Annotated in this window: 21 protein-coding genes; 5 read left to right on the top strand and 16 right to left on the bottom strand. The window is 41.0% G+C overall.

The window, feature by feature from the left end:
* Positions 1 to 72: 72 nt before the first annotated feature.
* Both ppnN and MHN81_RS08045 read right to left on the bottom strand, forming a co-directional pair.
* Positions 73 to 1,416: a nucleotide 5'-monophosphate nucleosidase PpnN gene (gene ppnN / locus MHN81_RS08050; RefSeq protein ID WP_023397790.1), complete on the bottom strand. Its 1,344-nt coding sequence runs from the start codon at positions 1,414 to 1,416 to the stop codon at positions 73 to 75.
* Between the two features lie 14 nt (positions 1,417 to 1,430).
* The gene (locus tag MHN81_RS08045; RefSeq protein WP_239425495.1) at positions 1,431 to 2,963 is read right to left on the bottom strand and encodes a GGDEF domain-containing protein; all 1,533 of its coding nucleotides are present in this window, start codon (positions 2,961 to 2,963) and stop codon (positions 1,431 to 1,433) included.
* A gap of 175 nt (positions 2,964 to 3,138) precedes the next feature.
* On the opposite strand from MHN81_RS08045, the gene MHN81_RS08040 reads away from it, so the two are divergent.
* Positions 3,139 to 4,917 carry a M61 family metallopeptidase gene (locus MHN81_RS08040; protein ID WP_023397788.1) on the top strand — a complete coding sequence of 593 codons (1,779 nt, stop codon included), beginning with the start codon at positions 3,139 to 3,141 and terminating at the stop codon, positions 4,915 to 4,917.
* Positions 4,918 to 4,972: 55 nt separating this feature from the next.
* Here the strand turns inward: MHN81_RS08040 and MHN81_RS08035 are convergent, their stop codons facing one another.
* The 14 genes from MHN81_RS08035 to hisG all read right to left on the bottom strand — a co-directional run bounded on the left by MHN81_RS08035 (position 4,973) and on the right by hisG (position 17,153).
* Complete coding sequence (locus tag MHN81_RS08035) at positions 4,973 to 5,524, bottom strand: YkvA family protein (RefSeq protein ID WP_023397787.1); 552 nt, start codon at positions 5,522 to 5,524, stop codon at positions 4,973 to 4,975.
* A 686-nt stretch (positions 5,525 to 6,210) separates the two neighbouring features.
* Positions 6,211 to 6,363 (bottom strand): hypothetical protein, encoded by a 153-nt coding sequence (locus tag MHN81_RS08030; RefSeq protein ID WP_023397786.1) that lies wholly within the window; start codon positions 6,361 to 6,363, stop codon positions 6,211 to 6,213.
* A gap of 25 nt (positions 6,364 to 6,388) precedes the next feature.
* Positions 6,389 to 6,544, bottom strand: a complete 156-nt coding sequence (locus MHN81_RS08025) for a hypothetical protein (protein ID WP_023397785.1) — start codon at positions 6,542 to 6,544, stop codon at positions 6,389 to 6,391.
* A gap of 482 nt (positions 6,545 to 7,026) precedes the next feature.
* Positions 7,027 to 8,049, bottom strand: a complete 1,023-nt coding sequence (locus MHN81_RS08020) for a hypothetical protein (RefSeq protein WP_023397784.1) — start codon at positions 8,047 to 8,049, stop codon at positions 7,027 to 7,029.
* A 3-nt stretch (positions 8,050 to 8,052) separates the two neighbouring features.
* Positions 8,053 to 9,171, bottom strand: a complete 1,119-nt coding sequence (gene glf, locus MHN81_RS08015) for a UDP-galactopyranose mutase (RefSeq protein ID WP_239425494.1) — start codon at positions 9,169 to 9,171, stop codon at positions 8,053 to 8,055.
* 410 nt (positions 9,172 to 9,581) lie between these two features.
* Positions 9,582 to 10,079 carry a hypothetical protein gene (locus MHN81_RS08010; protein WP_239425493.1) on the bottom strand — a complete coding sequence of 166 codons (498 nt, stop codon included), beginning with the start codon at positions 10,077 to 10,079 and terminating at the stop codon, positions 9,582 to 9,584.
* Between the two features lie 58 nt (positions 10,080 to 10,137).
* Entirely contained in the window at positions 10,138 to 10,749 is a 612-nt protein-coding gene (gene hisIE, locus MHN81_RS08005; RefSeq protein ID WP_023397781.1) for a bifunctional phosphoribosyl-AMP cyclohydrolase/phosphoribosyl-ATP diphosphatase HisIE, read from the bottom strand.
* Positions 10,746 to 11,519: an imidazole glycerol phosphate synthase subunit HisF gene (hisF, locus tag MHN81_RS08000; protein ID WP_239425492.1), complete on the bottom strand. Its 774-nt coding sequence runs from the start codon at positions 11,517 to 11,519 to the stop codon at positions 10,746 to 10,748. Before hisF ends, hisIE begins: the two co-directional genes overlap by 4 nt.
* Positions 11,501 to 12,235 carry a 1-(5-phosphoribosyl)-5-[(5-phosphoribosylamino)methylideneamino]imidazole-4-carboxamide isomerase gene (gene hisA, locus MHN81_RS07995; RefSeq protein WP_239425491.1) on the bottom strand — a complete coding sequence of 245 codons (735 nt, stop codon included), beginning with the start codon at positions 12,233 to 12,235 and terminating at the stop codon, positions 11,501 to 11,503. Before hisA ends, hisF begins: the two co-directional genes overlap by 19 nt.
* Positions 12,236 to 12,247: 12 nt before the next feature.
* Positions 12,248 to 12,838 (bottom strand): imidazole glycerol phosphate synthase subunit HisH, encoded by a 591-nt coding sequence (gene hisH / locus MHN81_RS07990; RefSeq protein WP_239425490.1) that lies wholly within the window; start codon positions 12,836 to 12,838, stop codon positions 12,248 to 12,250.
* Positions 12,835 to 13,896: a bifunctional histidinol-phosphatase/imidazoleglycerol-phosphate dehydratase HisB gene (gene hisB, locus MHN81_RS07985; protein ID WP_239425489.1), complete on the bottom strand. Its 1,062-nt coding sequence runs from the start codon at positions 13,894 to 13,896 to the stop codon at positions 12,835 to 12,837. Before hisB ends, hisH begins: the two co-directional genes overlap by 4 nt.
* Positions 13,897 to 13,905: 9 nt before the next feature.
* Positions 13,906 to 14,955: a histidinol-phosphate transaminase gene (hisC, locus tag MHN81_RS07980; protein ID WP_023397776.1), complete on the bottom strand. Its 1,050-nt coding sequence runs from the start codon at positions 14,953 to 14,955 to the stop codon at positions 13,906 to 13,908.
* 2 nt (positions 14,956 to 14,957) lie between these two features.
* A complete protein-coding gene (hisD, locus tag MHN81_RS07975; protein WP_239425488.1) occupies positions 14,958 to 16,250 on the bottom strand; it encodes a histidinol dehydrogenase in 1,293 nt (430 codons plus the stop codon).
* 3 nt (positions 16,251 to 16,253) lie between these two features.
* Entirely contained in the window at positions 16,254 to 17,153 is a 900-nt protein-coding gene (hisG, locus tag MHN81_RS07970; RefSeq protein WP_023397774.1) for an ATP phosphoribosyltransferase, read from the bottom strand.
* A gap of 345 nt (positions 17,154 to 17,498) precedes the next feature.
* On the opposite strand from hisG, the gene MHN81_RS07965 reads away from it, so the two are divergent.
* The 4 genes from MHN81_RS07965 (at position 17,499) to MHN81_RS07950 (ending at position 20,812) form a co-directional block, all read left to right on the top strand.
* Positions 17,499 to 17,729 (top strand): hypothetical protein, encoded by a 231-nt coding sequence (locus MHN81_RS07965; protein WP_023397773.1) that lies wholly within the window; start codon positions 17,499 to 17,501, stop codon positions 17,727 to 17,729.
* Between the two features lie 237 nt (positions 17,730 to 17,966).
* Positions 17,967 to 19,805 carry an ATP-dependent DNA helicase gene (locus MHN81_RS07960; RefSeq protein WP_239425547.1) on the top strand — a complete coding sequence of 613 codons (1,839 nt, stop codon included), beginning with the start codon at positions 17,967 to 17,969 and terminating at the stop codon, positions 19,803 to 19,805.
* Positions 19,795 to 20,481, top strand: a complete 687-nt coding sequence (tsaB, locus tag MHN81_RS07955; protein WP_023397771.1) for a tRNA (adenosine(37)-N6)-threonylcarbamoyltransferase complex dimerization subunit type 1 TsaB — start codon at positions 19,795 to 19,797, stop codon at positions 20,479 to 20,481. Before MHN81_RS07960 ends, tsaB begins: the two co-directional genes overlap by 11 nt.
* Positions 20,482 to 20,521: 40 nt before the next feature.
* Positions 20,522 to 20,812: a hypothetical protein gene (locus MHN81_RS07950; RefSeq protein WP_023397770.1), complete on the top strand. Its 291-nt coding sequence runs from the start codon at positions 20,522 to 20,524 to the stop codon at positions 20,810 to 20,812.
* Positions 20,813 to 20,849 lie beyond the last annotated feature (37 nt).

The raw sequence follows: 20,849 nt of genomic DNA, 5'->3' as shown, positions 1-20,849 counted from the left end.
TGAGAGTTCATCGCCCCTAAAAGCTTTTGTTTTAATTAAATAACTATCTAAGTTATACGGTCGTAGTTTGCTTTATGACTGGATTTTGTAGCAGGGCTCATATTTGCTGCCAGGTAACTTCATACGACCTTGGTTTACAAAAGCCTGCAATAGTTTATCCATGTCTGACATGAGTGATTTATCGCCAGAGAGCACGTATGGACCATGTTGTTTTATTGCTTTAACGCCATTGTCTTTCACGTTACCTGCCACAATCCCAGAAAAAGCACGTCGTAAATTTGCCGCTAGTATTTCTTTAGGTTGACTTAAATGTAAATCAAGAGATGACATATTCTCATGGGTTGGTTCAAATGGTTGCTGGAACGGCTCTTCAATTTTAAGCGTCCAGTTAAAGTAATATGCGTCACCCTCTGACTTTCTGTACTCTCGTACTTTAGGCATTGCGGACTTAATGGTTTTTGCGACACGTTCAGGATCATCGATAATGACTTCAAACTTGTTAAGCGCTTCACTACCAAGTGTTTTCTCAACAAACTTAGATATTTCATCAAAGTAAGCGGCACTGGACTCCGGCCCCGTTAAAATAACGGGTAGGACTTGTTTTTCATTTTCTGGATGGAGCAAAATACCAAGTAGATAAAGCAATTCTTCTGAAGTGCCTGCGCCACCGGGAAAGATAATAATGGCGTGCGCTGTTCTGACAAACGCTTCGAGGCGTTTTTCAATGTCAGGCAAGATCACCAGTTCATTGACAATAGGGTTTGGTGGCTCTGCGGCGATAATGCTTGGCTCTGTTAGGCCCAAATATCGATTGTTAGTGATACGCTGTTTGGCATGCCCTATGGTTGCGCCTTTCATTGGTCCTTTCATTGCACCAGGACCACAACCTGTACAAATGTTTAACCCTCTAAGACCGAGCTGATAGCCTACTTCCTTAGTATACTTATATTCTTGCTCATTGATGGAGTGGCCCCCCCAGCAAACAACCATATTGGGATCGGTGTTTACTTCAAGTGCGCCTGCGTTTCGCAGCATATCGAAAACCATGTGTGTAATTTCTTTAGGCTCGATCAGCGTATCTTGGTGTCTTTGACAAATGAATAAAATATCTCGGATGACTGAGAAGATATGCTCGTGAATACCATTGATAATTGTGCCATCAACAAATGCAGACTCTGGTGGATTGGTCAGTTCAATTTTTATGCCGCGCTCTCTCGCAACCAGAGAAACATTAAAATCCTCGAACTTTCGGTAGATCTCATAACTTGAATCTGTGTGGCTGCCTACGTTTAGAACAGCCAACACACAGTTTCGGAATAATTGATATCTTTCGAAAGTTGAAGACTGTTGTAACAAGTCGACTTCTAATTGTGATAATAAATTAAGAACTCCAGTTGGGTTTAGCTGTACATGCATAGGCATTCTCCTTGTTATTCTCTAATGCAAAGTTTGTCTCTGCCTGAGTTTTTAGCGTCATACAGTGCGTTATCAGCACGGTCAAATGCTGTAAGCGGTGTATCGCCTTTTTTAAGCTGTGTTGCACCTAATGAAATCGTAATTTGTACTTCTTTTTCTTTAAATCTAAATGGGATTGCTTTTACGGTATTACGTATTTTTTCAAGCGGGCTTTGCGCTGAGCTCAGTGGCATACCCGGCATAAGCAGCACGAACTCTTCGCCACCATAGCGAGCAATAAAGTCGGCTTTTCTAATTGACTTTTTAAGTGCTCTGGCTATCACCTGCAATGTTTTATCACCGGCACTGTGCCCGTATTTATCATTAATTGATTTAAAGTGGTCAACATCAATAACGACGAGTGTGACATCACTGTTGTGAACTTCAAAGAGATGAAATTCTTGGTTGTACCTATCATCAAAAGCGGCTCGATTAGGCAATTTAGTTAGGCCGTCTAGCAGGCTTTTGAATTTTTGCTCGTTTAAGCGTTTTTTATAATTTGTTACTTTAGTTTCGAGTAAATTGATGCGGTCATTAATTTTGTCAAAGCTTTGAAGCAGAACCTCTTTGTCTCGGCGTTCAATGCTTTCGCGTTCAATCAAGTCTTTACTAAGCTCTTTTAGTTCATTGTCTACGAGCTGCTTTAACTCTGTGATAGAAGTTGCTTGTTGTGTTTGATGATTCAGAGTTGAGATCTTTTCTTCAATACGCTTGTTTAATGCTGAGACTTCGTGATTGACCGACTTGGACTGATTTGTGGTTTCGACAATCGATTTATGAAGCTCTTCAAGTGTTTGGTTCAAAGAGACTAAAAAGCCTTGAGCAGACTGACGTTCACGGGCGATAGATTTGGCGAATATACGAATAATGCTGACTGAATTATCCAACAGTGAGTCAACCGAATCATCAGCGGACAAGCTTTGTTTGATTTGCTTTATCTGCTCCGAAACGTCCTCTTCAAAAACCAGCTCGTTCGTTAGAGATAACAGTTCAATGGCTAGCTCAGGATTGCGAGTTGATGAACTAAACTCTGGCGCTGCTTTCGCTTGCAGTGTTTGCATATAAAACTGCAATATCTTTTCGAGTAAAGGGACAAATTCCGAAACAGCTTTGATATCACCAAGTTCATGATCAAGCACATGTCTCAGTTTGCGTCTGGTATCATCTGGTAAACCTTTTAGTTTTTGTAATTGTTTTCCAGCAGACTGAATATGGGTTGTTAAAGCTCGCTCATTAGCTTCATAAACGGCTTCTTGCTGTTTTAATTGAGTTATCGTGGTCTCAATCAACGGAGTAAGTTGCTCTATTTCCATGCCCTTGTTCAGTGCACTTCGAAACTTCGCAAGTTGATTGTCTAGGGCTACATCTTGTCCTCTACAGCTAAAAGACAATCTTGTCGCAAAGTCAGACAGCATCGAGACTTGCGTCTTTTTTGCTTCTTCAAGAGTTTTTCTTGCTGAAATAGCTTGAGAGAGTTTTTTTTCCAAGAGTACGGTTTTATCAGTCACAAAAATCCAACATCTTTTTTTACTATATCCAATTGCAAGTTTACATCAAATTACTGAAAAATGTGGGAGAATTTAATTATCAACTTGGCTTTTTATCATGTAGGTTCAACGAATTTATTAACTCAAGTGTAAGGAATTTTGCTAATTTTAGGAAAACTCTTTAATTTTTTATAGTATGAAAAAAAATCTCTCACTGATCTCTTTGGCACTTTTAAGTCAATTTACCTTCGCTGATGTCGAGTACAAACTCTCAATAACACAACCGCAACATCATTTAGGCAATGTAGAAATTACTTTTCCGAAATCTGCGCAATCTTATGTTGATATTCAACTGCCTGACTGGCGTACTGGCCGTTATGAGATACTGGATATGGCCAATGGCATTCGTTTTTTTGCAGCAAGTAGTGAAAGTGGGAAGCAGTTAAAATGGCAAAAAACAGATAAAAATACCTGGCGAGTCCATTTAAATGAACCCACCGAAGTATCTGTATCTTATCAAGTATATGCGAATGAATTAGCCCTTAGATCGAGGCACATCGATGATAGTCATGCGTTTATCGATGCTTCTGGATTTTTTATGTTCAGTGATTCGTTTCGACAAGAGCCTGTAACCGTAAACCTAGACGTCCCGGATAACTGGCGCTCGGTATCGGGTATGGACTTTGCTAATTCCAAGCATAGCTTTAAAGCGGCGAATTACGATGTGTTGCTCGACTCTCCAATAGAAACTGGTATCAATGAATTGCATAAGTTTAGCGTCGAAGGCAGAGACTATGAATTGGTGATTTGGGGAGAGGGAAATTACGACGTTGACTTAATGATCCGAGATTTAAAAAAGCTAGTGACAACGGGAAGTTTGATCTGGCACGATTATCCATATGATAGATATGTATTTATGGTACATGCAACCAGTGGAGCAAGGGGAGCAACTGAGCACCTAAACTCCACCATCATTCAAAGGCACCGCGATAAATTTGCTTCAAGAGATGACTATATTGGCTTTATCTCCACCGCAGCACACGAGTTCATACATACATGGAATGTAAAAAACTACCGACCTGAAGGGTTAGTTCCATATGACTATGTGGATATTAATTACAGCGATTTATTATGGCTTGTAGAGGGGTCAACTAGCTATTTGGAAGACTACTTATTACTTAGTGCAGGGATCACCACCAACAAAGAGTTTTATAAATCGCTGAACAGAACACTTAATCGACATTTGCAAACACCGGGCAGGGAAGTGCAATCGGTGGCACACACCAGTTTTGATAAATGGATAAACCAAGGCGGAGATCACGGTAAAAATTACAGCACCAATATCTATTTAGAGGGGGCGTTAGTTTCTTTGGCGCTGGATATCGACCTGATAGATAAAAGTGAAGGTAAAGTTAGCTATCGAGATGTACATAGCGAGCTATATAAGCAACATAAGCTACCCAACTCATTTAACAGTGATGATGTAAAACGGATACTTAAGGAAATAAGTGGCAACGATTATTCAAATTGGTGGCAAACCTATGTTGATAATCCTGCGATTATTGATTTCGATAGCTTATTCGAAAAAGTTGGATTGGAGCATGTTTATCCGCCTGGTACGGTGAAAGTGGCAAGCATTGATGGCACCACTAAAAGTGCAGGCCAGCTGCTGGAATTGACCCATGTAGCGAGAGATGGTAACGCTTGGCAAGCTGGTTTAACCGCCGGTGATAAACTAGTTGCCCTCAACAAACATCACGTTCGCAAAGATCTTGCGAGTACTTTAGCTTTGTTTAGCCCGGGTGAAATTGTGGAAGTGGACTTTATTCGACGACATAAATTAATGACAGTGAAATTGCAGCTAGGCGAAAAAGCAAATCGAAACAAAGTCATTCGAGCAATAAAATCTCCTTCTAGCCGCCAAGCGAACTTGTATAAAGCGTGGGTTGGAGTTGAACATCCCAATAGTAAATAAATTATAAAAAGGGAGCTAGTTTGCTCCCTTTTTTTATATTTTTATCAAATGGATATTACATGATGCGAGAGAAAAAACGTGAGCTCTTAGCGCCGGATCTATTTCTACGCATAGAAGAGCGAATTTGTGCTCGTGTGCTTGCCAGCCAACTTTCTCTGTTTACTTTTGCGTGTTCACCGCGTCTGGCTTCCTCTGTCGCTCTAAAACCGCAGAATTCTCGATATGCTTTAAGGTCTAATGATAGATCTTGCAGTACAAGTTCAATCATAATTGCATCATCAATGTATCCAAGTACTGGGACATTGTCTGGAACAATATCTTCTGGTTCACCAAAATAAGCCAAAGAAAGCATGATTTCTTTCTTTTCATCTTCTGGCATTTGCCATTCGTCATCTTGAACCGCGTCGATCAGCGCTGACAGTGACATCATTCGTGTTCTAACAAACTCAGGGACGTTTGTACCTTCCATTTGTTGCACAAGCTCGCGAGCTTTACTGATAATATCTTCTTCACTTAAATGGCTGCTTCGCTCAATTGCTGATTGCATCATTGTGCGGAAATGTTCTAAATCGATATCAGTGAGTTCAAAATTTACTTGGATGGACATTATTTCTCCCTTACGCTCTTTGTTTATTTTTATATCCGTCAGGTATTTCAAAGAATGTAAATACCCACTTTGGTAACGACACTATGCCATTAAATCTCCACTAACTTAAGCTCAAATTAACAATAATTGAAAAAAAGTCAAAGATTGGTGATGTTGTGTTCAACCACATAAATATCTTAGTAAAAAATTAAATTTTTGGAGGGGTATTTTTACTATTTCTCATTTTTTTTAGGTTTTTTTGTAAAACTACTTGTTTCAAGTAGGTGAAGTTACAAGCAGTTGAGCTATCACTTTTTAGCTTTTTATTTAAGATAACATGTGTTGTCTAATGCATATTTCGCAGCTATTCGAAACGCTCAAAGGACGCTTAAAGTTTGGTTGCCTTGTAGTCAAGTGTGCGTATCTCAGCCATGTTTTTTATTTGATTTCTAATTTTCTTCGGTACTTCTGAAAAAATTACTTTCCGATTAATGTGAATAAACTTATGTGGAGGCTGGTGCTAGTTAGCTTAGCTGTTGGAGCATTGCCGGGCGCTATTTTCATGTCGAATGATCAATCCTATATCAAGGAGCTGATGACTTTATTTTGTGTGGTGTACATGATTTAGCAGGAGGGGATGAAAGGTCGTTATAAATAAAGGAGGCATAACCTCCTTTAATTAGTAACATGTTTATCGTCTGATAAAATTAGCAAAGTTGAGTGTCAGTACATAGACCAGTAGTCCAACACCATGAGCGGCTAGTAGTCACACCACCAGCAACAAATGGCGTCATTTTGTTATCTAACTGCTGTTTGTCGTCTGTTAAGTTTTTTAGTTTTTTCTTATTTAATTTCAGCATAGCTATTTCCTTTTTAAAGTTAATTTTAACAAGTAAAACCTACAAAAGATGTACATACAAATGGGTGGGTAAGTTCTGGTTTACCACCAGCAACAAGAGGTGTCATTTGTTTATCTAGTTGCTGTGATGTGTTATTAGTATTCAGAGACTTTAGGTGATGTTTTTTCATTTTTAGTTTCATTGCTTTTTTCCTTAAAACGAGTAGTGCAAATCCAACTTAACATTTATGTACATATTTTCAACAAAAGGTTTATTCTAAATTGTTATAGGTTTACGCTGTGTTTCTTATTTGGGTATTTTAATTTGAGGGAAAAAAGGGCTGGTTATATATTGAATAGTTAATACGAAAGCACATATTGAATGGACATTTTCAGTGAAGATGGTGGTGTCTTTCTTCTTATACTGATCCGCCCTAGATGTTCGCAAAACCTGAACTATGTGAGCTTTGTAATTAGATACTGTTGTAATTGGTTTTACAAATTACAGTTATTATTTATTGCACAGTATGGTGATAAAAAGAGCGAATATCTGCTGATATGGCATTTTATGATGGGTTAAAGCCGATATCACCTATTTTAATACGCGAGGTAAATTCAAGGGATGCATATAAGTAACCCCCCACAAAAGTGGGGGTTACTATGATTATAAAATATAGTTCATATATTAAGATAATCTATTTAGTGCTTTTGTTAAGAACTGCCCAGATTGGACATCGGCTTTAACGCGCTGAACATTTTTCTTCATTTGCTCAATTTCAGCCGGCGTAAGTTCAGCCAAGCGATCTTTTATATCTCTCAAAGAACTGATGCTAAATCCGATACCTTCTTTTTCAACTAAGTCAGCCATTGCAGCCTGATCCCAGATGATGATCGGCATATCGCACAGTAAATACAGAGACAGCTTGTGTGGGTTGTTGAACATTAAATACTTACCGGTAACACCGTCACACGAATCTAGGGTATTGCCATACCAAACAAGGCCAAAATCACCATCAATATGATCAATGACTTCGTTTGATGGAAAGCAGCCTTTGTAATCTAAGATAGTGTTGTTGATGTCTTTGACCTTTTTTTCATCATATCCGACACCGTATAAATCAAACTTAAAGTTGCCACGCTCAAGGCCATCAAGTTCATAGACGAACGGGCCCATATTACCGGCAAACACAACGCGAATATTTTCATAGTCTGTTTGAGTACGTTTTGCATTTGGGTTATCAGTATGCAAATAGTCAAACGCTTCTATGTTGGTAATTTCAGAGTTAAAGTTTTGCTCTTGAAACCACGCCGCCATTTTGTCGTTGTGGACAATTAGCTGATCAGATTGTTTCAGTAGTTTAACTTCTTTATCGGAGTGACCATATTTACCTTTTAAACTCTTTAAATCGTGAACAAGCGTAAGTACTTTACTATTTTTTAGTTTGGCACCCCACAAGCAATAGCCATAAAATTTATTGAATGGATACTGTAAACAAACGGTGCTTCCAGATTTCAGCCTTAAAATAGCCCAAGTAACGCCTAGCGCACTGATCAAAGTGCCCAAAATAGAGTTGGCAATCCAAGTTTGCTTAAACCCAATATTTTTCCAGCCGTTATTTTCCAATATGGTTTCACAGTCCATTTTAGCTTTACCTGCGGCATCAAATTTTGAGCGGTAGTTTCGAGCAATATAAACTTTGTTACTCATAATTTATGCTAGTTCCTTATCGGTTAGTGCCAAAGCTGCTTCTATTGTGTCGTCCATATCGTAGTATTTATAATTTGCAAGACGGCCGCCAAAAATGAATTTATTGGCATATAGCTCCGTTTTAGCAAGCTCTTGATAACGGGCTAATAATGTGTTGTTAGTTTCATCATTAATTGGGTAATAAGGTTCGTTGTCCTTACTAAATTCGTGTGGATACTCTTTAGTTACGACCGTTTTTTCTTGAGTACCAAATTCAAAATGCTTGTGCTCTAAAATACGCGTGTAAGGTACTTCACGCTCTGTATAGTTTACTACTGCGTTGCCTTGGTAATTCTCTTGTTCAAGTACTTCAGTTTCGAAATGCAAACTTCTATATTCCAACTTGCCAAATTGGCAATCGAAAAATTCGTCGATTTTACCTGTATAAAGTACTTTCTCTGCTAATTGATTGTATTCATCACTATTGTCGAAATAATTTACACCAGTTCGTACTTCGACACCTTCAAGTAATGCGTCGGTCAATGCATTGTAACCACCAATTGGAATACCTTGATAAAGGTCATTAAAGTAATTGTTATCAAAGGTAAATCTAAATGGCAGTCTTCTAATTATAAAAGAAGGGATTTGCGTAGCAGGGCGTCCCCATTGCTTTTCTGTGTACCCTTTGATGAGCTTTTCATAAAGATCGCGACCGCCTAAGAACAAAGCTTGTTCTTCAAGGTTTTGAGGATCAATATCAGCATAAGGCGCTCTTTCCTGCGCGATTTTATCTTTTGCTTCTTGAGGTGTAGTTACTCCCCACAATTGATAAAACGTATTCATATTAAAAGGTAGGTTGTAAAGCTTGTCTTGATATCGAGCAACAGGCGAGTTGACATAGTGGTTAAATGATACAAAACGATTTACATAATCCCACACCTCTTGATTGCTGGTGTGGAAAATATGTGCGCCATATTTATGAACGTTGACGCCTTCGATGTTTTCGCAATAAATATTGCCACCGGTATGGTCTCGTTTGTCTATAACTAAAACTTTCTTCCCTTGATCCGTAGCTTCTCGGGCAAACACAGCACCAAATAAACCAGCACCGACGATTAGATAGTCGTATTGAGCGTTTTTCATTCGAAGTTGCCTTCTATAATCGTTTTCACAAATTTTAAGTGCCGAATGATAGCAAAATTGGACTTAAAAAAAATGAGTTTTAGCAAAAGTATTTGTAAGAGATACGTTGTCCATCAAATGCATACAATCTGATGATTATTCTCCGCACTTCTGTTTACTCTTCATGGACTAGTTGGGGGGGAGGAGACAGACGGGAACCTGAGGCACGATAGAGTTAATTTGGCATTGTGTGGGGTGAGAGCAGTTGTGAATGCCAATAAGGCACATTTGATGGAATGGTTGTTTAATAGGGTTGAAGTGACATATTATCGGTTGATTGGTTTCACTTTTAGCCAAAAGTAGATAGACCAAAGCTTACTCTAATAGAGCTATCTACTTTCACTGCTAAACCAATACAATTCTGAAGTCGTTTATTTGACAATTTCCAAACTGACGGCCCATGGTTTTTGTTTGTCCAAGGTAGTACCAAAATTAACGGCTACTTTCGTATCTGATAGGTCGCTGGTAAATGTTGAACGGCTACTTTCTTTGCCAAAATGCTGTTTTTCTTCCCAATCTGGGCTTAAACATGTTTTTAGCTTTTCGTTTACTTGTTCAAATCTAACTAATGCAGCCGTTTTTCCTGAAAACGCTTTATTGCACTCATATGCGGTGTTACCGCTGGTATATAAGTTGATCTGACAGCTGTCTTCAATTAAGTGTGCTTTAGGTTGCCAGCTTTTCATTAGTTTGCCGTTTATTTCGCTACCTTTTAGTATTGAAAAGCCATCACCAGCCCCTGTGATCAGTGCATTTACCTTTTCACAGTCAGTCATGTTTTCAACTTTTTTCTCTACGTCACTGGGGAGTATATTGCACCCAACTAACGTTATAAACCCGATAGAATATAATAGGTGGCGAACAACCATGGCAGCTTCCTTTTTAAATTTTTCCTAAGCATACCATGGTCATTTCGGATGAGATAGCTTAGCGATGCCTTTTGGCTAATGTCTCGACAACTTGCGGTAAACTGAGCTCACTTCGTTGTAAAAGTACTAACAGGTGGTAAATTAAATCAGCAGATTCGTTAAGTAATTCCTCTTTATCCTGTTTCATGGCCGCGAGAGCAACTTCAACACCTTCCTCACCGACTTTTTGACAGCTTCGGCTTAAGTCTTTAGCAAATAATGAAGCTGTATAGCTAGAGTTCGGATCTGCGTTTTTTCTCTCGCTGATGACTTTTTCTAAAGTACCTAAAAAAGCAAGTTCCGGTTTTGCTCCTTCGAAACAGCTCTCAGTCCCTAAATGGCAAGTTGGGCCAGCAGGTGTTGCTAAAATTAAGATACTGTCTTTATCACAGTCAGTGTGTGCTTCAACGAGTGAAAGCACATTGTTCGAAGATTCGCCTTTGGTCCACAGTCTAGACTTAGATCTTGAGTAAAATGTGACAAGCTTCTTCTCGAAGGTTACCTGTAGTGCTTCAAGGTTCATAAACCCTTGCATCAAGATCACACCTGTTGCGTAGTCTTGCACAATGGCAGGGATCAACTCTGATTTACCAAAGTCGACAGTGCTGAGGTTCTCTGGTGTTAATTTCATAATCTTGTCGCTACCTTATTATCTTTTAAATATTGTTTTAGCTTTGGTATCTCAATGACTTGTTTATGGAAGACACTTGCAGCTAAGGCGCCATCGACATTGGCTTGGTTAAATACATCGACAAAATCCTGTTCCTTACCAGCACCACCGGACGCTATCAGGGGGATGTCACATAGGGCCCTCATTTGGCTCAGCTGTGATAAATCATAGCCTTTGCGTACTCCATCTTGGTTCATACAGTTTAAAACGATTTCACCTGCGCCTAAATCTTGGACTCGCTGGATCCATTCTTGGGTTTTGTATCGAGTTTGACTGGCAGCATTTGGATCCCCTGTTAACTGATACACCAAGTACTCCCCACTTTGCTCATCGAAGAAGCTGTCAATGCCTACCACAACACACTGCTTGCCAAACTCGTCATGTAGTTCTTTGATCAACTCAGGCCTAGCAATTGCAGGGCTATTTATTGATATTTTATCAGCGCCTTGTTCTAGTACTTTAGCAGCATCATCAACCGACTTAATCCCACCGGCAACACAAAAAGGGATGTCGATGTTTTTGGCGATATCCCTGACCCAGTTTAAATCGAGCAATCGCTTCTCAACACTGGCACTAATTTCATAAAATACCAGTTCATCGGCACCTTGCTCGCTGTATAACTTAGCAAGTTCGATGATGTCACCAACGACTTCATGCTGTTTAAATTTCACCCCTTTGACGACTTGACCATTTTTGACATCAAGACATGGAATTATGCGTTTCGATAACATGCGATAGCCTCCTCAACTGTAAATGCGTCATCTAATAACGACTTACCAAGGATTATGCCGCTTACGCCGATCTTGATGAGTTGTTTTATATCCTCCAAAGAGCTAACGCCACCAGAAGCTTGTACTTTTGCCGCTGGACTGTGTGCAACTATTTGTTGATACAATTCAAAAGAGGGGCCCGTCATGGTGCCATCTTTACTAATATCCGTGCACAAAAAGTCGTATACGCCAAGGTTCAAATAGAAATCAATGAGCTCAAATAAGGAAATGCTAGAGTCACTCAGCCAACCGTGAGTCGCGACAGACCAGCCGTCAGCACTTTTATTCACATCCAATGCGATGACGAAACGCTCGGCACCAAACTCTTGGATCCACTCGGCCAATTGCTCTTTTTGGTCTACTGCTAAAGATCCTATTACCACTTGATTTGCGCCGGCTTTGAGCCACTGCTTAATGTCTTCGTATGCACGGATCCCCCCGCCAACTTGATAGGGAGTGTCTAATTCACTGGTGGCGTTTTGAATTTGTTGCCATTGTTTTTTATTTGGGTCTCGCGCACCTTCTAAATCAACTAGGTGCAATTTTATGGCGCCAGCATCTTGATACTGATGAAGGCGAGACTGCAAGTCAAAAGGATAAAATTGAGCCGTATCATATTTGCCTTGATAAAGGCGAACAATTTGGCTATCTAAAACATCGAGTGCAGGGATTATCATGTTCGTTCCTTATTAAACTTGCCATTGCATAAAATTAGTTAAAAGTTTTGCACCGACATTGGCGCTTTTTTCAGGGTGAAACTGCATACCGGCGTAGTTTTCTCTAGCGATAATTGCTGAGAAGGGTTGGCCGTATTCGCAGCTTGCCAACGTCGTACTATTTACCTCATGGGCAAAGCTGTGCACGAAGTAAACTTGATCGTCATTTGTGATACCCTTGGTCAAAGGGTGTTCTTTGGTGACTTTAATGTTATTCCAACCCATATGTGGACTCGTTAAATTACCTGTTTGCAACGCCTTGACGCTGCCGTCAATAATCCCAAGCCCATTGACATTACCTTCCTCGCTGTCATCACATAGCATCTGCATTCCGAGACAAATGCCCAGCAGAGGTTTGTTATATTCATTAACAGCTTGCTGCCAACCTTGTTCAACTAGGCGTTTCATTGCGACATTGGCATGACCAACACCTGGCAGCACTGCGCGGTCAAACTGATTTAACTGATTTGGGTCTGATAGTACTTCGGGAGTGACTCCGAGGCGTTCAAAGGCAAAACGAACAGAGTTGATATTGGCGCATCCAGTATTAATTATGGCGATCATAAACACCCCTTTGAGCTAGCTGTGAGTTGTGACTTGTCTTTAGCTATTGCCATGCGTAGTGCACGAGAAAATGCTTTGAATAGGCCTTCTACTTGGTGGTGACAGTTGCCATCAGATACGCTTAAAATCAGACTTACTTGCGCATTATCTGACAAAGATTTAAAAAAGTGCTCGACCATTTGTACGTCTAAATCACCCACGTTATCTCGACTAAAATCGGCGTTGAGTACAAAAGATGCGCGACCCGATAAATCAAGTTGGCATTCTGCTTTACACTCATCCATAGGAAGGGCAAAACCATAACGTGCGATTTGAGACTTAGTGCCCAAGGCTTCACGAAGTACTTGACCAAGCGCAATACCCACATCCTCTACCAAGTGGTGTTCATCAATGTGCAAGTCACCTTTCGCTTTTATTTCCAAACCAATATTTGCGTGAGTACGGATTTGGTCGAGCATGTGGTCAAAAAAACCAAGGCCTGTATTTATCTCGCCGTTAGCTGTTTGGTCCAAATTTGCTGTGACAGAAATTTGTGTTTCTTTGGTGTTTCTTATTACGCTTGCTTGGCGATTCTGTGTTGTTAGCTCAGTGACGATTTTATTCCAATCACCATCATAAAGAATACCTTGAATACACAAATTTTCAGCGAGCTGGATATCTGTGTGGCGGTCACCAATGACATAAGATCGAGATAAATCGACTTTACCGGAACGCATAATTGACGTCAGTAGGCCTGTTTTTGGTTTACGGCAATTACAGTTGTCTTCGTCAAAGTGTGGGCAAATTAATACTTCGTCAAACTTGATCCCTTGTGATGAAAAGATTTCCATCATTTTATTGTGCGGGGCGGCAAAATCCTCTTCGGGGAAACTATCAGTGCCTAACCCATCTTGATTAGACACCATAACCAGACGGTATCCCGCACTTTGCAACGCCAGCATAGCTGGAATAACATTGGGTAGTAGTGCTAGCTTTTCTAGGCTATCTACTTGTTTATCTGTTACTGGCTCTTCTATTAATGTGCCATCGCGGTCGATGAATAGATATGGCGTACTCATTTTACTTCCTTACTTGCTTTGCTCTAACCAAAGTTTGACTTGTTCTAATTCTTGCTCGCTGCCGATAGATATTCTGAGCCAGTTGTCTTCACCAAATAGTGTAAATGGTCGCATGATGGTGCCGGCTTTCATCGCTTTACCAATAAGTGCCTTGTCGCTCAGTTGCAAGGTGATGAAATTGCCCTCACCAGATAATAATTGAGTGACAAGGGGGGAGTTGCTTAACCACGCTTCCAATTTGGATTTGTTGCTGTTTAAAATACTTACCTGCCGGCGCATTTGTGTGACCGCATCTGGTGTCAGTGCTTGCTCAGCGATTTTTGCGACCGCAGTTGAAACAGGGTAGGGGGCAATGACTTTTCTTACCGGGTTTAATACTGCGTCATTAGCAAGTAAAAAGCCCGTTCGTAGCCCGGCTAGTGCAAATGCTTTAGACAGAGTTCTAAGTACTACGACGTTATTAAAGTCTTGTAGCAAAGACACGGCGCTTTGTTCTGGCGAAAATTCAATATACGCTTCGTCCACTACAATTAATGCTGAGTTCTCGAGTGCTTTTGCCAGGGATGCTACTTTATCTACAGGCGTTAAACTTCCTGTTGGGTTATTTGGATTGCAAATAAAAACCAACTTGGCGTTGCCAATACGCTTGCTTAATTCATTGACTTGCTCTTGTTGTAGTTGCGCTTGTGAAAGCTCGTTAATGGCGATATTTTGTGTGTCCGCAGACACCTTGTACATGCCATAAGTTGGCGTGAAAATGGCGATGCTGTCTTTTGCTGGTTCACAAAATGTGCGCATCAACAGTTCAATGCCTTCGTCTGCACCTCGGGTCATCAGAACCTGTGAGGGACAGAGTTGTGCATAATCACTATACGCATTGATCACGGCTTCAGGTTGTGGCTCTGGGTATCTATTTAATTCATCGAGTGACAATTCAACTGATTTATTGAACGGGCTTTCATTGGCGTTAAGCCAAGTGTTGCCTGTGAGCTTTTCACTTTTAGCCGAGCTATAAGCTTTTAAGCTTGCAATATTTTGCGGTAGTAATGAATTAGACATTGTTATTTCTCACCATTTATTCTAATTGCAACGGCGTTGGCGTGCGCATCCAGCCCTTCGGCCTCAGCCAAAGGTAAAATCGCTTTGCTTAAATCAAGTAAACCTTGTTTGGTAATGGATTGAACCGTGTAGGTTCTAAAAAAATCCATTAAATTTAAACTGGAATAGGTTTTACTGTAACCATACGTTGGTAGTACGTGGTTAGTTCCCGATGCGTAATCGCCTGCTGATTCTGGTGTATAGTCACCGACAAAGACTGAACCTGCATTTTTAACTAAGTCAACTTGAGATTGCGCATCTCGTATTTGCAGAATTAAATGTTCAGGGCCATATTCAGCCGAGAGTTCAAACGCTTGCTCGATTGATTCAACGAGTATCAGCGCGCTATTTCCCATTGCTTGTTTGGCAATGTCAGCCCTTGATAGCGTTGCTAACTGCCTAGTGATTTCCGCGTTAACTTCATTAATAAATGTTGGGCTATCACTCAGGAGTAATACCTGAGAATCTGCACCGTGTTCTGCTTGAGACAATAAGTCGGCTGCCGCAAAAGCTGGGTTGGCATTTTCATCGGCAATAACGAGCACCTCAGAAGGCCCAGCAGGCATGTCGATAGCGAATCCCGGCACAGACTGAGACAATAGCTGTTTTGCCATGGTCACAAATGCGTTACCCGGGCCAAAAACTTTATCTACTTTCGGGACGCTCTCGGTTCCCAGTGCCATTGCGGCAATAACGCCTGCACCACCACTTTCAACGATGATCTTGATACCGCATTTTTTAGCTGCATATAAAATCGCAGGGTGGATGCGTTCATCCCCTTTAACCGGTGTTGCGAGCACGACTGTTTTTGCACCACTCAACTGCGCACATACACCTTGCATTAGCACTGAAGAGGGCAGTGGTGCACTTCCGCCAGGCACATAAATTCCAACAGCATCGATGGCCTGGTATTTTAATTCACATACAACGCCAGGTTGTGTTTCAAGCATTTTCGATTCAGGCAGTTGCAGTTCGTGGAAGGCACGAATATTGTCGTACGCTTGGTCAATTGCACTTTTTAACTCGTTGCTGAGTTGAAGTTCGCTTTGAGCGATTTCGTCTTCAGTTACGCGCAACCTATCCGATTGACGATTATCAAACTGCGCAGCCATTTTAAATAGAGCTTGATCGCCTTTTTGGCGCACTTCCTCAATGATACCTTCAACAGCCATTTGCACTCCCGCACCTGCGCTAACCGCAGGGCGAGTGAGCAATTTCAGCTGTGCTTGTTGGTCTAGTTGATTCCAAACGAGCATGGTTTACTCCATCATTTTTTCTATTGGCATGACGAGTATTGAGTTGGCCCCTAGTGCTTTTAACTCTTCCATGGTTTCCCAAAATAGCGTTTCACTGCTTACCATGTGCAGCGCCACATAGTCTTCACTGCCAGCGAGTGAGAGCAAAGTAGGTTGCCCTGTACCAGGTAGCAGCGCGCAGACTTCCTCCAGCTTTGCTTTCGGAGCGTGTAACATGATGTATTTACTTTCTTTTGCCTGCCTAACACCTTTTAAACGCGGGAGTAACTTGTTGATCAGAGAAAGTTTGTTGTCGTCGTTGAGGTTTGCATTTTGAATTAAACAAGCATTGGACTCCAAAATGGTATCACCTTGCATTAAGCCATTGGCTTCTAAAGTTGCGCCAGTAGAAACTAGGTCGCAAATTGCATCAGCAAGGCCTGCACGTGGTGCGACTTCAACGGAGCCCGTTAACATGACAACACTTGCGTCAATATTTTCGTCGGCAAGGTACTGTTTTAATATTTCAGGATAGGTCGTTGCAATGCGCTTGCCGTTAAACCAGTCTTTAGATTGTTGACCTAGTTCCTGTGGCCATGCAAGTGCGAGTCTACAATAGCCAAAATCTAGTTTAGAAAGCTTCTTTACGGCGTTGGCTTGACCGACTCGCTCGCGTTCAGCTTGTGTTTCGACAAGTACATTTTCACCCACAATACCTAAATCACATACGCCATCCATTACCAATCCCGGAATATCGTCATCGCGCACTCGTAGTACGTCGATTGGCATGTTGGTTGAGTGAGCGATGAGGCGTTGCTCACGTAGATTGAGCTTGACGCCCAGTTGTTTTAACAAGGATTGGCAGTCTTTTGATAGTCTGCCTGATTTTTGGATTGCGATACGTAAGCGATTAGTTGTATTCATAATTTATTTCCTAATATTCAAAAACGAAAAACCCCGAGGGAACCTCGGGGCGAAATAAATTTTAAATACGTTGAGTGATTCGCCGGAGGTTCCTTTTAGGAATAACCCACCAGCGAAATACCTGACAGGCTATCCCGATGTATGATGGTGATGATGTACTGCTGTCAGATTTAAAAACATGTTCTTACCTGTAATGTAAAATTTTTTGTAATTCGATTAACTTTTTATAGATAATCATGAAATTACCGAAGCTGGCAAGCACTTTTTAAAAATAAATAAAGAATAATTTATATCAGCCGATAATAAGTATGTAGGTCAGTAGTTTACTTTGGAGGAGGTGTGTATATGGATGTATTTAAACCTTTCATGGCTCCGATTGTTCGCTTGAAAATTGCGCACAATGGTCCATTTAAGATCGTCGGTGTATTGGATAACAAAGCTGAGAAAATAAAGGGAAAGTCTCAAGCAAATAATGTCGATAGTGAACTTAAACATCAACGGGACTTGCCTGAAGATGAAGACAAGGAAGAAGTGAAAAGTGAAGAAGATGAATCTCATTTAGATACTTGGGCATGAATAAGGAAGCTTTGAGGCAGTAAAGCTGAATATCTATCGGTGTTTAGGGGCTTAACTAGGCATAAAATACGGAACAGTGTGCAGGGTTGGCTTGCTCTCATTTTGATTTGAAATTAGAATTGCCTGACTTATTTAGTCAGGTAATATTTTTCTTTGTCTATAGAACCGTACTTTTCGTCCTCCGGTCCGCTTGCTCGCCATTTTTCTGGTTATCAGCCAAGACGGCCTCAAATTGAAATGGCTGTTGCAATTGATGAAATTGTCAAAAATGGTGGTCAGTGTGTGGTTGAGGCGGGTACAGGTACCGGTAAGACGTTTGCTTACCTTGTTCCAGCTCTTATAAACCAGAAGAAAGTGATCATTTCTACAGGCTCAAAAGCACTTCAAGAGCAATTGTATCACCGTGATTTACCAAATCTTGTAAAAGCACTTGAAAAAGGACGCAAAACTGCGTTGCTCAAGGGGCGTGCTAACTATCTATGTACATATCGACTTAATCAGCATGTTGCGCACGTCCCAACAGACGATCCAGATGTGATGCACCAGCTTGCTATGGTTGCAAAATTTGCAACTGAGACTCAAACAGGCGATCTGGCAGATTGCGTTGGTATCGAAGAAGATGCCAAAGTACTGCCCTATGTTAGTTCGACAGCTGATAATTGCCTAGGGAAAGAATGCCCAGATTTTGCTGAATGCTATATACGTAAAGCAAGGCTCAAAGCAATGGATGCGGATTTGGTTGTGATTAATCATCATTTGTTTTTTGCGGATATGGCAGTAAAAGACTCTGGTTTTGCTGAGTTGATGCCCACCGCAGATACTTATGTCTTTGATGAGGCGCATCAAGTAAATGAAATTGCAAGTGACTATTTTGGTGAGTCGATCAGTACGAAACAACTTAATGATTTGGTGAATGACATTCGGGTGATCTATCTAAGTGATATGCCCGACATGCTGCAGCTGGGCAAGACGCTGAATAAGTTAGCAACCAGTATTGCAGATCTGCGATTGGTCTTTGGTGGAGATGGCGCGCGCGGAGATTGGCGAGAAGCACTTAAAGACAAGGTTATTTGTGAGGCACTTCACAGAGTTATTGGTAATTTAGACTTTTTATATAAAGTATTGAAACTTTGCCTTGATAGAAGTGACAAAATTGAACACCCATTTGAGCGCGTTATGGCATTTAAAGGCCAGATGGAGCGGGCGTTTGATGTAGCGCAGACAGGATACAGTTATTGGTTTGAAACAACACGTCGTTTTGTCACAATTCATATAACGCCGCTGGATGTGTCAAACCGATTTCGAGAAATAATCAAGAAAACAGAAGCTGGCTTTGTGTTTACTTCGGCTACTTTGTCAGTGGATAATCGCTTAGAACACTTTAATTCTAGTCTGGGCTTAGAGCCTGATTTTCACAAAATCGTCGACAGTCCGTTTGATTACCAAAAACAAGCACTACTCTGCCTTCCAAGGTATTTACCTGAAACCAAAGACGAATTAATGCCACACTCATTGGTGAAGGTTGCAAAATCTGTAATAAATGCAGCCCAAGGCCGCACATTTTTACTGTTTACCAGTTACCGTGTTATGCATCTAGTGTATGAAGGGATCAGCACTGCGACCGAGTACCCTGTATTTATGCAAGGGCAGTCGTCGAAACGAATTATACTGGAGCAGTTTATTCGTCATGGTAATGCGGTGTTGCTTGGTACAGCCTCTTTCTGGGAAGGCGTTGATGTCAGAGGTGATGCACTGAGTTGTGTCGTAATAGATAAATTGCCGTTTACTTCGCCTGATGATCCTTTGCTACAAGCCAAAATGAAAGACGCTGAATTGAGCGGAAAAGAACCTTTTGATGATATTCAGCTGCCTCAAGCTGTGATCGCCCTGAAGCAAGGGGTCGGGCGATTAATTCGTGATAGAGCTGACAAAGGTGTGCTAATTATTTGCGATAATCGCTTAGTTACGAGAAAATACGGTGAAACGTTTATTAAAAGTCTACCGCCAATGACTCGCACTAGAGACTTGGAGAAGGCATTGAAATTTTTAGAGAACATCGATAAACATGAAATATAATTTGCTAGCAATAGACGCTTCAACAGAAGCTTTAAGTCTTGCCCTACATTTCGAAGGCAACACGTTTACTCATTTTGAAGTGTGTCCCCAACAGCATAGTCAGAAAATTCTTCCGCTTGTAGATACGCTATTGTCTAAGGCAAATTGCACGCTTCAACAGCTAGATGGGATCGTATACGGCCGTGGACCAGGCAGCTTTACTGGTGTGCGGATTGGTGTTGCTGTTGCTCAGGGGTTAGCTTATTCAGCGGGGTTAAAACTCTCTGGTATCTCTACGCTTCAAGCCATGGCACAAGAAGCTATTAAGGAAAAAGGTTGCAATGAAGTGATCAGCGCAATTGATGCGCGTATGGGGGAAATTTACCTAGGACACTTTATCAAAGATACGCAAGGTAATGCTGTAGCGAAACAAAATGAAATTGTAATCAAGCCAGATACAATAACTGGTGACTTTAATGGAGTCTCTGGGGTTGGAACTGGTTGGCAAACTTACGCTGATGATGCAAAGCGACTCAATGTGTCTACCATTGACTCGATCTCTTTGCCAAATGCAGCTTACATGTTAGAACTTGGAGACATCGCTTTTGCTGCTGAGAATACTGTCTCGGCACAAGATGCACAGCCACACTACGTGAGAGACACTGTAACTTGGAAAAAGTTGCCTGGTAGAGAATAGAAAGCTATCCTTAAATTAGGCACAATGATGGGCGCGTGTGATGCAAATTAATCAAGTTGTTCAAAATAGAGATACTTACCAGCTTAGGTCTCAGGTTTTAAAAGCTCAGAACGACTCGCGCCCAACTGAAAACACTCAGAAAGTCAGTGATATCAAGTTCAGCTCGCAAGGTGTAAAACTGGCAGAGCAGTTTCGACAAGATAAGCACTCGGTTATTTACGATCAACCTTCCTTCAACTCAAATAAAGCTGTTCAAGCGTATTCAGCCTTACAAAATGACAGCCGCCGCTCGGAAATCCAGTCTCTAATAGGTGTTGATATATACGCCTGATCAGGTTGAATTATTTTCAGTAAAAAATTGCAATAAG

Source organism: Pseudoalteromonas sp. Of7M-16 (assembly GCF_022347805.1).
Taxonomy (GTDB): Bacteria; Pseudomonadota; Gammaproteobacteria; order Enterobacterales; family Alteromonadaceae; genus Pseudoalteromonas; species Pseudoalteromonas luteoviolacea_F.
The sequence above is the reverse complement of the archived record's forward strand: the minus strand, read 5'-3'. Positions and strand labels throughout refer to the sequence as shown.

Bases quoted from the DNA above. Each gene is read 5' to 3' on its own strand.
- hisB (WP_239425489.1), bottom strand. From the start codon at position 13,896: ATGAGTACGCCATATCTATTCATCGACCGCGATGGCACATTAATAGAA.
- hisIE (WP_023397781.1), bottom strand. From the start codon at position 10,749: ATGAAATTAACACCAGAGAACCTCAGCACTGTCGACTTTGGTAAATCA.
- hisF (WP_239425492.1), bottom strand. From the start codon at position 11,519: ATGTTATCGAAACGCATAATTCCATGTCTTGATGTCAAAAATGGTCAA.
- MHN81_RS08040 (WP_023397788.1), top strand. From the start codon at position 3,139: ATGAAAAAAAATCTCTCACTGATCTCTTTGGCACTTTTAAGTCAATTT.
- hisC (WP_023397776.1), bottom strand. From the start codon at position 14,955: ATGTCTAATTCATTACTACCGCAAAATATTGCAAGCTTAAAAGCTTAT.
- hisG (WP_023397774.1), bottom strand. From the start codon at position 17,153: ATGAATACAACTAATCGCTTACGTATCGCAATCCAAAAATCAGGCAGA.
- MHN81_RS08010 (WP_239425493.1), bottom strand. From the start codon at position 10,079: ATGGTTGTTCGCCACCTATTATATTCTATCGGGTTTATAACGTTAGTT.
- MHN81_RS08035 (WP_023397787.1), bottom strand. From the start codon at position 5,524: ATGTCCATCCAAGTAAATTTTGAACTCACTGATATCGATTTAGAACAT.
- MHN81_RS08025 (WP_023397785.1), bottom strand. From the start codon at position 6,544: ATGAAACTAAAAATGAAAAAACATCACCTAAAGTCTCTGAATACTAAT.
- MHN81_RS07965 (WP_023397773.1), top strand. From the start codon at position 17,499: ATGGATGTATTTAAACCTTTCATGGCTCCGATTGTTCGCTTGAAAATT.
- MHN81_RS07960 (WP_239425547.1), top strand. From the start codon at position 17,967: ATGGCTGTTGCAATTGATGAAATTGTCAAAAATGGTGGTCAGTGTGTG.
- MHN81_RS08020 (WP_023397784.1), bottom strand. From the start codon at position 8,049: ATGAGTAACAAAGTTTATATTGCTCGAAACTACCGCTCAAAATTTGAT.
- hisA (WP_239425491.1), bottom strand. From the start codon at position 12,235: ATGATAATCCCTGCACTCGATGTTTTAGATAGCCAAATTGTTCGCCTT.
- tsaB (WP_023397771.1), top strand. From the start codon at position 19,795: ATGAAATATAATTTGCTAGCAATAGACGCTTCAACAGAAGCTTTAAGT.
- hisD (WP_239425488.1), bottom strand. From the start codon at position 16,250: ATGCTCGTTTGGAATCAACTAGACCAACAAGCACAGCTGAAATTGCTC.
- ppnN (WP_023397790.1), bottom strand. From the start codon at position 1,416: ATGCATGTACAGCTAAACCCAACTGGAGTTCTTAATTTATTATCACAA.
- MHN81_RS07950 (WP_023397770.1), top strand. From the start codon at position 20,522: ATGCAAATTAATCAAGTTGTTCAAAATAGAGATACTTACCAGCTTAGG.
- glf (WP_239425494.1), bottom strand. From the start codon at position 9,171: ATGAAAAACGCTCAATACGACTATCTAATCGTCGGTGCTGGTTTATTT.
- hisH (WP_239425490.1), bottom strand. From the start codon at position 12,838: ATGATCGCCATAATTAATACTGGATGCGCCAATATCAACTCTGTTCGT.
- MHN81_RS08030 (WP_023397786.1), bottom strand. From the start codon at position 6,363: ATGCTGAAATTAAATAAGAAAAAACTAAAAAACTTAACAGACGACAAA.